The organism is Promineifilum sp. (SeqCode), assembly GCF_041918635.1.
Lineage (GTDB): Bacteria > Chloroflexota > Anaerolineae > Promineifilales > Promineifilaceae > Promineifilum.
This window is the reverse complement of record NZ_JAYRVJ010000717.1, coordinates 1-10,535: the sequence shown is the minus strand read 5'-3', so window position 1 is coordinate 10,535 and position 10,535 is coordinate 1. Positions and strand designations below refer to the sequence as shown.

Below are 10,535 nucleotides of genomic sequence, written 5' to 3'. Positions count from 1 at the left end.
CTCAATTCGCCCAGCGCATAGATGTCCACCATCGTCCGGTGGATAAAGACGTAGCTCTCGTGCGGCGTTCGATCGGTCATGGCGCGACCTGGTACAGCGTTTCGCAACAATGATAGCGCAAAGTTTCAGACCTGACAGGTGGAGGCCACCAGTTTCGCGCTGGTGAAGGTACTAGCGGCCGCCCACCTGTCACCTCTTTCGCCAGCCGCCCTCTCTTCCCCTGGCCCCTGGCCCCTGGCCCCTGGCCCCTAGCCCCTAGCCCCTATCCCCTAGCCCCTAGCCCCTCTCTTACGCGCTTCTAATTGACGCTGATCCGCCGCCATGTTATGATCGCTCTGGCCTCTTTTAGCACTCCCTGGCGGCGAGTGCTAAGCGGGCCGCTAGAGTGGAATGTACCACGCGACCGGGTATGGCGGGGCCAAGGGGCTACTCACCCGGTCGTCGAGCGCCTTGTGAGCATGACCGAGTTCCATCAACTGACTGAGCGTCAAGAGCGCATCCTGGCGATGGTCGTCCGCAGTTTCATCGAGACGGGCCGGCCGGTCGGTTCGCGCACCCTGGTGGAGGCGTTCGGCCTCGACGTCAGTTCGGCCACGGCGCGCAATGACCTGGCCGCGCTGGGCGAGTTGGGCTACGTGGCCCAGCTGCACACCTCGGCCGGCCGCATCCCCACCGAGCGCGGCTACCGCTACTTCGTCCAGAAGCTGCTGGGCGAATTCCACCTGCCGCTGCACGAGCGGCAGATGATCCGCCACCAGTTCCATCAGGCCCGGCTGGAGCTTGACCAGTGGATGCGCCTGTCGGCGGCCATTCTGGCCCGCACGGCGCGCAGCGCCAGCTTCGTCACCGCCCCCCAGGCGCGCGCCAACCGCTACAAGCACCTCCAGCTTATCGCCACGCAGGGCCGGCTGGTGCTGATGGTGCTCGTCCTCTATGGCGGCGAGGTGAAGCAGCAGATGTTGACGCTGGCCGAGCCGCTGTCGCAGGCGCGCCTCAGCGCCGCCGCCGACCGGCTGAACAGCCTCTTCCTGGACATGGACTCCGACGAGGTGGCCGCGCGGGCCAAGGCCGGCCATCTGGACACGCTGGAAGAGGAGATGAGCCGTCTGGTGGTGGACACCCTGCGCCGGACGGATTACCAACCCATCAGCGACGTTTACCGCGATGGGCTGGTCAACATATTGGACGACGAGGGCACGCGCCACGTCGTGCGGCTGCTGGAAGAGCGCACGCTGCTGGCCTCGGTGCTGGCCGACACGCAGGCGCAGGGCGGCGAGGGCGTGCAGGTGGTCATCGGCGGCGACGGCCGCTGGGAAGAGTTGCGCGACTGCACCATGATCCTGTCGCGCTACGGCGTCACCGACAGCTTTTCCGGCACGGTGGCCGTGGTCGGCCCGACGCGCATGCCCTATGACCGCAACGTGGCCGCCGTGCGCTACGTCGCCGACCTGATGAGCGGCTTCGTCTATGAGTACTTCGCGCAGGAGCCGACGGAGGCGCGGGCCAACATCCTGGAACAAAGTGAGGTAGAGACTGATCGTGATGAATGACGAACGAGTGCGAGAGGAAACCGGCAACGTCCTGGAGGGCGAGTTGGTCGATGCGGCCGAGACCGCGACCGGCGCCCCCCTGGAGGAGCAGTTGGCCGCGGCCCAGGCCGAGGCGGCGCGCTACCTCGACGGCTGGCAGCGCACCCAGGCCGAATTTGCCAACGCCCGCAAGCGGTTCGACAAGCAGCGGGCCGAGGCCTATGCCAGCGCCAACGCTGACCTGGTCGGCAAGCTGCTGCCGCTCATCGACGACCTGGAGCGCGCCGTGAGCAGCGCCCCGGAGAGCGTGCAGCGCGACCCGTGGTTTGCCGGCGTGGGTCTGGTGTACCGCAAGATGATGTCCACGCTGGAGGAGTTGGGTGTACAGCCCATCCCGGCCGTGGGCGAGCCGTTCGACCCCAACTGGCACGAGGCGCTCTCGCCGGAGCCGTCCAACGAGCACGATAGCGGAACCATCGTCCGCGAGCTGCGGCGCGGCTACCGGCTGGGCGATCAGGTCGTCCGGCCGTCGCTGGTAACCGTGGCGGCGTAACAACGATTCATCTAGACCTGACAGGTTCCAGAAAACCTGTCAGGTCTGTTCGCAATTATTAGAGAGGACAGCAGAGATGGCAAAGATAATCGGTATCGATCTGGGCACAACGAACTCCGTTGTCGCCGTCATGGAGGGCGGAGAGCCTGTCGTCATTCCCAGCGCGGAGGGCAGCCGGCTCTTCCCGTCGGTCGTGGCCGTGAACCCGAAGACGGGCGAGCGGCTGGTCGGCCAGGTCGCCAAGCGGCAGGTGGTCATCAACTCGCAGAACACCGTCTACTCGGTCAAGCGCTTCATGGGCCGCAAGTACAACGACCCCGAGGTGCAGCGAGCCAGAAGCTACGTGCCCTACGAAGTGCGCGAGGCCCCCAACGGCGACATTCGCGTGGTCATGAACGCCCGCGAATACTCCCCGCCGGAGATTTCGGCCATGATCTTGCAGAAGATCAAGACCGACGCCGAGGCGTATCTGGGCGCGACGGTGACCCAGGCGGTCATCACCGTGCCGGCCTACTTCAACGACAGCCAGCGCCAGGCCACCAAGGACGCGGGCAAGATCGCCGGCCTGGAGGTGATGCGCATCGTCAACGAGCCGACCGCGTCGTCGCTGGCCTATGGGCTGGGCAGCAAGAACGATGAACTCATCGCCGTCTATGACCTGGGCGGCGGCACGTTCGACATCTCCATCCTGGAGGTGGGCGACGGCGTCTTCGAGGTCAAGTCCACCAACGGCGACACCTTCCTGGGCGGCGACGACTTCGACCAGCGCGTCATCGACTGGGCGGCCGACCAGTTCAAGATGCAGGAAGGCATTGACCTGCGCAACGACAGGCAGGCCCTGCAGCGCCTGCGCGAGGCGGCCGAGAAGGCCAAGATCGAGCTGTCCACGACGATGCAGAGCGAGCTGAACCTGCCCTTCATCACCGCCGACGCCACCGGCCCCAAGCACCTGAACCTGACGCTGACCCGCGCCAAGCTGGAGCAGCTGACGGAAGACCTGGTGCAGCGCTCCATCGAGCCGTGCCGCAAGGCGCTGAAGGACGCCGGCGTGACGACCGACAAGGTCGCCGAGGTCATCCTGGTCGGCGGCATGACGCGCATGCCGGCCATCCAGGAGGCGGTGCGCAAGTTCTTCGGCAAGGAGCCGCACAAGGGCGTGAACCCCGACGAGGTGGTGGCGCTGGGCGCGGCCATCCAGGCCGGCGTGCTGGGCGGCGACGTGAAGGAAGTCGTCCTGCTCGACGTGACGCCGCTGACGCTGGGCATCGAGACGCTGGGCGCGATCGCCACGCCGCTCATCGAGCGCAACACGACCATCCCGACCAAGAAGAGCCAGGTCTTCTCGACGGCGGCCGACGGCCAGACGCAGGTGGAGATTCACGTGGTGCAGGGCGAGCGGCCGATGGCCCACGACAACAAGAGCCTGGGCCGCTTCATCCTCGACGGCCTCCCGCCCGCGCCGCGCGGCGTCCCGCAGATCGAGGTGTCGTTCGACATCGACGCCAACGGCATCCTCAACGTCAGCGCCCGCGACAAGGCCACCAACCGGCAGCAGGCCATGCAGATCATCCCGTCCAGCGGTCTGGCCAAGGATGAGATCGACCGCATGATGCGCGACGCCGAAGGGCATGCCGCCGAGGACTCGCGCCGCAAGCAGGAAGTGGAGGCCCGCAACGTGGCCGACTCGACCGTCTACGGCGCGGAGAAGTTCCTGCGCGACAACAGTGACAAGATTCCGGAGTCGAACCGGGCGGCTGTGCAGAGCCAGATCGACGCCGTGAAGTCGGCCATGGACGGCGGCGACCCCGACGGGATTCGCAGCGCCGCCGAGCGGCTGGAGCAGGCGCTGCAGGCGGCCGGCGCGGCCATGTACCAGCAGAGCGGCGGCCAGCCGGGCGGCCCGACCGGCCCTGATGGCGGCCCCGCCGGCGACGGCCGCGCCGATGAGGACGTGGTCGAGGGTGAGTTTAGCGAGAATTAGGGGCTAGGTTCTAGGGGCCAGGGGCCAGGGGAAGAACGCTCTTCCCTGGTCCCTGGCCCCTGGCCCCTAACCCCTATCGATGATAGATTTCGAGGGTCAGGCGCGAGGCTCCAGGAAAGAACGCTCTTCCCTAGCCTCTAGCCCCTAACCCCTATCGATGATAGATTTCGAGGGTCAGGCGCGAGGCTCCAGGAAAGAACGCTCTTCCCTAGCCCCTAGCCCCTAGCCCCTAGCCCCTAACCCCTATCTTATGACGAAGCGCGACTACTACGACGTTCTTGGCGTGGGCCGGACGGCGACGAAAGAGGATCTGAAAAAGCAGTACCGGCGTCTGGCGCGCCAGTACCACCCGGACGTGAGCAGCGAACCGGACGCCGCCGACCGCTTCAAGGAGATCAGCGAGGCGTACGAGGTGCTGTCCGACGACGACAAGCGGGCGGCCTATGACCGCTTCGGCCATGCCGGCGTGGGCAACGGCGGCTTCGGGGGCTTCGACCAGCAGGGCTTCGGCGGTTTCGCCGACATCTTCGAGGAGTTCTTCGGCACGTTCAGCGGCGCGGGGGCCGGCCGGCGGCGGCGGCAGGGGCCGCGGCGCGGCGTCGATCTGCGCTACGACCTGACCATCACCTTCGAGGAAGCCATCTTCGGCGCGGAGCGCGACATCGAGTACCGCCGGCCGGAGGTGTGCCACGTGTGCGGCGGCAACGGCGCGGAGCCGGGATCGAAGCCCATCGCCTGCACCACCTGCAACGGCTCCGGCGAGGTGCGCCGCGTCCAGCAATCCATCCTGGGCCAATTCGTCAACGTCGCCACCTGCCCGACCTGCAACGGCACGGGCGAACTCATCCCCACCCTGTGCCATGAGTGCAACGGCCGCAAGCTGGTCGAGCGGACGGTGACCAAGAAGGTCAAAGTCCCGCCGGGCGTGGACAGCGACACGCAGATTCGCCTGACGGGCGAGGGCGGGGCGGGGCTGGACGGCGGGCCGTCGGGCAACCTGTTCGTCGTGCTGACCGTCGCGCCGCATGAGTTCTTCCAGCGGCGGGGCGATGACGTGGTGCTCGACCTCCAGATCAACGTGGCCCAGGCCGCGCTGGGGGACGAGATCCTGGTTCCGACGGTGGACGGCGAGGAGGCGCTGCACGTGCCGCCGGGCACGCAGTCGGGTAAGGTCTTCCGCCTGCGCGACCACGGTGCGCACAAGCTGGATCGCAGCGGGCGCGGCGCCCACGTCGGCCGCGGCGACCAGCTGGTCATCGTCCAGGTCGTCGTGCCCAAGAGCCTGACCCCCGAGCAGAGAGACCTCTTCCAGCAACTCGGCCGCACCCTCGGCAAAGAGGTCGTGCCGCAGAAGGATAAGGGCATCCTGGGACAGTTGAAGGATGCGTTGGGCGATCTGTTCGGATAAAGAGCGGGGGAGCAGGGGGGCGGGGGAGCGGGGGAGAGTGCAGAGTCCGCATCCTCAGATGCGGGCGGGACTCCTCTACGACAACGACCACGAGAAACACCCATGACCGACTCCCCCATCCCCCCCGCCCCCCTGCCCCCCCGCTCCCCCGCTCCCCTCTACTGGCTCGAAATCAGCGTCCGCACCGACGGCGAAGGGGCCGAAGCCGTGGCCGAGGCGCTGCGGCCGTTCGCCTATCAGGAGAGCGTCGTCCTGGAGCAGCTGGGCGACGAGACCAACCTCGACCCGGCCGCCCTGGAGCCCTACGTCACGGTCAAGATCTACGTGCCCGAAACGGACGACTCCCCGGCGTTGCGGCGGCGGGTGGAGGAGATTCTCTACCACCTGGGCCGGCTCTACCCCCTGCCAGCGCCGCTGTTCCGCGAGCTGGCCGACGAAGATTGGGCCAACGCCTGGAAAGACCACTACCGCCCCTTCCGGCTGGGCCGCCGGCTGAAGATTCGCCCGACGTGGCTGGCCCACGAGCCGGACGACGACGCCCGCCCCGACGACATCACCCTGGTGCTCGACCCCGGCATGGCCTTCGGCACCGGCCTCCACCCGACCACGCAGGGCTGCCTGCAAGCGCTGGAGGACGTGGTGCGGCCGGGCCTAACGGTCTTGGACGCGGGCACAGGCTCCGGCATCCTGTCCGTGGCCGCGGCCAGGCTGGGCGCGGTCGAGGTGGCGGCCTTTGACACCGACGCGCTGGCCGTGCGCGCCACCCGCGAGAACGCGGCGCAGAACGGCGTGGCCGACCGCATCCACGTCTGGCGCGGCGAGCTGGACAGCGTCCTGGCCGAGACAGGGCGCGCGACGTGGGACGTGGTCGTCGCCAACATCCTGGCCCCGGTCATCATTCAGTTGTTGTCGGAGCAGGGGTTGCTGGACTACGTGGCCCCCGGCGGCGCGCTCATCCTGAGCGGCATCATCGACGAGCAGGGGCCGGAGGTGGAGGAAGCGCTCCGCGCCGCCGGCGGCCACGTGCAGCGCACGATTGCGGCCGGCGATTGGGTGACGCTGGTAGGGGCTAGGGGCTAGGGGCTAGGGGCCAGGGGCTAGGGGCCAGGGAAGAGCGCGCCCGGGAAACGCGAAAATGGCTACGGGTCAGGACGGACAATACGGATACCCTGAGGTATCCGTACCCTCCGTCTTGACCCGTAGCCATTCTTAGAGGCCAAGAGGCAAGGCCAGGTTTTAGGGGCTAGGGGTTAGGGGTTAGGGAAGAACACTTCTTCCCTAACCCCTAGTCCCTAGAACCTAGCCCCTAGAACCTAGAACCTGGCCCCTACGCTTCCGGCGCGGGCACGTTGCGGCGATAGCGGTAGGTGATCCGGCCGCGGCCCATGTCGTAGGGCGTCATCTCGACGCGCACGCGGTCGCCCAACAGGATGCGGATGTAGTGCTTGCGCATCCGGCCGGACAGGTACGACAGGACTTTGTGGCCGTTGTCCAACTCCACCGTGAACTGCGTATTCGGCAGCAGTTCCATCACCGTGCCTTCGACTTCTAGCTTCTCTTCCTTAGTTGCCATACATTCCTTATGGTAGGGGCTAGGGTAGGGTAGGGGCGGGTTTCAAACCCGCCCCTACGTCACCTGGCCCCTTTACTCGGCGGCGGCGGCCGCCTCTTCGTCTACTTCCTCTTCAGCGTCCTCAGCCGCGTCGGCGGTGGCCGCGGCGGCCTCTTCGGCGTCTTCATCGACGTAGGCGGGCAGGGGCAAATCCTCCGGCTCCGGGGCTACGTCGGCCTCTTCCACTTCGGCGATGAGCGCGTCCACCAGCGACTCGCGGGCCTCCAGCGGCGGCTCATCCGCGTCGATGACCAGCGCCGGCACGTCGCGGACGATGGGGGCCGGCGGCTCCTCGGCCGCGGCCGGGGCGGCGGCTTCCGCCGCCGGGGTCTCAACCTCGGCCGGCTCTTCGACCACGGGGGCCTCGGCCGCTACGGCCTCAGCCGCTACGGCCTCGACCGCCTCGACCGGCGCGACGGCCGGCTCGCTCACCGCCGCCTGGACTTCTTCGGCTGCCGCTTCGACCGCCGGGGCTTCGGCTTCTACTTCGGCTTCAGCTTCGACCTCGACCTCAGCCTCAGCTTCGGCCTCCGCCGCTTCGTCCGCGCCGAGCAGCGCCTCGACGGGCGTCGTCACCGGCTCGGCCGGGGCCTCAACCTCCGGCGCTTCCACGGCTGGCGCTTCGGCTTCTACTTCTTCGGCCGGCGGCTCCGTCGCCTCGATGGGCGTCGTCAGCGGCTCGGCCGGGGCCTCGACTTCGGGCGCGGCGGCGGCGGCTTCGGCGTCGCTGGCCTCGGTCGCGGCGGTCAGCGCGGCCACGGCCTCGACAGCCGCCTCCACGGGGGCCTCGCTCGGCGGCACGTTGGCCGTGACCACAGGCGCGGCGGCCTGTTCGACCTGCACCTCGACCGGCTCCGGCGCCTCCACGTGCGGGTGGGCGGTGGCCCGGGCCGAGGCAGCGGCTTCCTCTTCCTCGCGGCGCATGGCGTCGGCCAGTTCCTTCTGGGCCATCCACTCGATCTGCTCCGTCGGCGTCACCGCCTTCAGGCTCAGGCCGATGCGCTGGCGCTTCTGGTCGATGCTGACGACGCGCAGCAGGTGCACCTCGCCTTCCTTGACCACGGCGCGCGGGTCTTCCACCGGGTTGCGCGACAGTTGCGAGACGTGCAGCAGCCCCTCGACGCCCGGCTCGATCTCGGCGAACGCGCCATAGTCGAGGATGCGCGTGACCCGGCCCTCGACCAACTGGTTCTGGTTGTAGCGCTGCGTCACCGTGTCCCACGGGTTGGGCAGCAGCTTCTTGCGGCTCAGGCTGATGCGGCCCGACTCCTGATCGACGCCCAGCACGTAGACCTCCACCTCGTCGCCCAGCTTGACCACCTCGCGCGGGTGATCCACGCGGTGCCAGGACAGCTCGGAGATGTGGACGAGGCCATCCGCCCCGCCCAGGTCGACGAACGCGCCGAAGTCGCGCATGCCGCTGATGCGGCCGGTGCGCACATCGCCCGGCTTCAGCGTCTCCATCAATTCGCCGCGCTTCTTCTCCTCCCACTCCTTGTGCGCCTCACGCTGGGACATGACCAGGCGGTGGCGGTGGCGGTCGACCTCGATGATCTTGACGCCGATGGTCTCGCCGCGCAGGCGGGCCAATCGCTGCTGGCGGCGGCGCTCGCCCATGCCGGGGGTCACGTCGCTCAGGTGGGAGATGGGCACGAAGCCGCGGATGCGGCCGTAGGGGACGATGACGCCGCCCTTGTTGTAGCCGATGACCTCGCCCTCGAAGATCTGCCCACTGGCCAGCAGCGCCTCGGCCTCGATCCAGTCCTGGTTGAGCCGCGCCAGGTGGATGGAGACGACCAGCGCCTCGGGATCTTCGGTCTGGACCACGTACACCGGGACTTCGTCATTGACCTTCAGCGCCTCGCGCTCGCCCGGCTCCAGCTTGGCCAGGTCGGACTGCGGCACGATGCCATCGCGCTTCAGGCCCAGGTCAATGATCAATCCCTGCGGCGTACTGGCGACAATCACACCCAGGCGCATGTCCCCGGCCTGGGGCATGTCGTAGGAGTGCTGGTCCAGCAAATCTTCAAGGGAATTCATCGATTCGTCAGACATAAAAATAAATCCTATAACCGGCTTACTGTTTTGCGGGTTGCAGGTTCCCGATCATCAATCAAAAACTCGGCCCATTGGCGGCGATTGTTCGCGGCCACGGCCGAGTTTGGAAACGCTATCCCAATCCGGATAGTGCCGGGCGGCTGGCTATGCCCAAAGCACGAAGCGTAATGGAGTCACAATAGGGAAACCCCCAGATTGACGCACGAGTCGTTCGTATCTTCCGGTTTCTTCGATTGTCTCTTAGCCGTCCAACCCTAACCCACTCAGCCAATTACCAATTATATCAAGGGGTTAGACTATGTCAATGCGGGGGCTAGGGGCTAGGGGTTAGGGGCTAGGGGCTGGGGGCTAGGGAAGAAACCCGTCCTGCGGAGTCCGCATCCTCAGATGCGGGCGGCGCAGCGGAGCGAAGCGCTCTTCCCTAGCCCCTAGCCCCTACCCCCTACTTCGACGGAGTCCGCATCCTCAGATGCGGGCGGCGCGGGGGTGCGGAACGCGCATCTGAGGATGCGCACTCTATAACTAGAAACTGGGGAAGATCGCTCTTCCCTAGCCCCTAGCCCCTAGCCCCTATCCTGTTCCGTATCACCCCAATCCCCTCAATCTCGCACGCCACCACGTCCCCCGGCCGCAGAAAGACCGGCGGCTTGCGGGCGAAGCCGACGCCGCTGGGCGTGCCCGTGGCGATGATGTCCCCCGGCAGCAGCGTCATCCCGCGCGACAGAATCTCGATGATGGCCGGGATGTCGAACGTCATCGACTCGCCGGCGCTGTCCTGGCGCAGCTCGCCGTTGACGTGGCAGGTGATGCGCAGCGCGTGGGGGTCGGGGATGGCGTCGGCCGTCACGATCCACGGCCCGAGGGGGCAGCTGCCGTCCAGGCTCTTGCCCTTGAAGAACTGCTTGTGCAGCGTTTGCAGGTCGCGGGCGGTCACGTCGTTCAGCACCGTGTAGCCGAAAACGTAGGCCATCGCTTCGGCGCGGCGCACATTCTTGGCCCGGCGGCCGATGATGAAGGCCAGCTCGGCCTCGTAGTCGATCTGCTCGCTGACGGCCGGGTCGAAGGGGATGTCGTCGTAGGGGCCGTTGACGCAGGTTGTCGTCTTGGTGAAGATGACCGGGTACGCCGTGGCGACCACCTGCTCGCCGCGGGCCTCGTACGACTCGCGGGCGTGCTCGGCGTAGTTCTTGCCCAGGCACATCACGTTGCGGCGGGGCGTGGGGATGGGGGCCAGCAGGCGCGCCTCGGCCAGCGGCAACGCGACCGCGGCCGACGCGCCCACCGCCCGCGCCCGCTCCAGCGCCGCCGGGCCGCCGTCGATGAGGCTCAGCATGTCGGGGGCGACGGGCGACAGGTCAACAATGCCGTCGTCGCGGAGGAGGCCCGGCGTGGGG

Annotated in this window: 8 protein-coding genes; 5 read left to right on the top strand and 3 right to left on the bottom strand. The window is 67.5% G+C overall.

The window, feature by feature from the left end; genetic code table 11:
* The first annotated feature begins 458 nt into the window (after window positions 1–458).
* From hrcA to prmA, 5 genes are all read left to right on the top strand, one after another.
* Window positions 459–1,550, top strand: coding sequence for a heat-inducible transcriptional repressor HrcA (hrcA, locus tag ACE3UY_RS20990; protein WP_374689430.1), 1,092 nt, complete (start codon window positions 459–461; stop codon window positions 1,548–1,550).
* The gene (locus ACE3UY_RS20985; protein WP_374689429.1) at window positions 1,543–2,082 is read left to right on the top strand and encodes a nucleotide exchange factor GrpE; all 540 of its coding nucleotides are present in this window, start codon (window positions 1,543–1,545) and stop codon (window positions 2,080–2,082) included. Before hrcA ends, ACE3UY_RS20985 begins: the two co-directional genes overlap by 8 nt.
* Window positions 2,083–2,158: 76 nt before the next feature.
* Window positions 2,159–4,063 (top strand): molecular chaperone DnaK, encoded by a 1,905-nt coding sequence (gene dnaK / locus ACE3UY_RS20980; RefSeq protein ID WP_374689428.1) that lies wholly within the window; start codon window positions 2,159–2,161, stop codon window positions 4,061–4,063.
* A 250-nt stretch (window positions 4,064–4,313) separates the two neighbouring features.
* Window positions 4,314–5,471, top strand: a complete 1,158-nt coding sequence (dnaJ, locus tag ACE3UY_RS20975; RefSeq protein WP_374689427.1) for a molecular chaperone DnaJ — start codon at window positions 4,314–4,316, stop codon at window positions 5,469–5,471.
* Between the two features lie 102 nt (window positions 5,472–5,573).
* The gene (gene prmA, locus ACE3UY_RS20970; RefSeq protein WP_374689426.1) at window positions 5,574–6,551 is read left to right on the top strand and encodes a 50S ribosomal protein L11 methyltransferase; all 978 of its coding nucleotides are present in this window, start codon (window positions 5,574–5,576) and stop codon (window positions 6,549–6,551) included.
* A gap of 247 nt (window positions 6,552–6,798) precedes the next feature.
* Here the strand turns inward: prmA and infA are convergent, their stop codons facing one another.
* From infA to ACE3UY_RS20955, 3 genes are all read right to left on the bottom strand, one after another.
* The gene (infA, locus tag ACE3UY_RS20965; protein WP_374689425.1) at window positions 6,799–7,044 is read right to left on the bottom strand and encodes a translation initiation factor IF-1; all 246 of its coding nucleotides are present in this window, start codon (window positions 7,042–7,044) and stop codon (window positions 6,799–6,801) included.
* Between the two features lie 72 nt (window positions 7,045–7,116).
* Window positions 7,117–9,123: a 30S ribosomal protein S1 gene (locus tag ACE3UY_RS20960; RefSeq protein ID WP_374689424.1), complete on the bottom strand. Its 2,007-nt coding sequence runs from the start codon at window positions 9,121–9,123 to the stop codon at window positions 7,117–7,119.
* 574 nt (window positions 9,124–9,697) lie between these two features.
* On the bottom strand, window positions 9,698–10,535 hold an 838-nt coding region (locus tag ACE3UY_RS20955), incomplete at its 5' end, for a fumarylacetoacetate hydrolase family protein (RefSeq protein WP_374689423.1).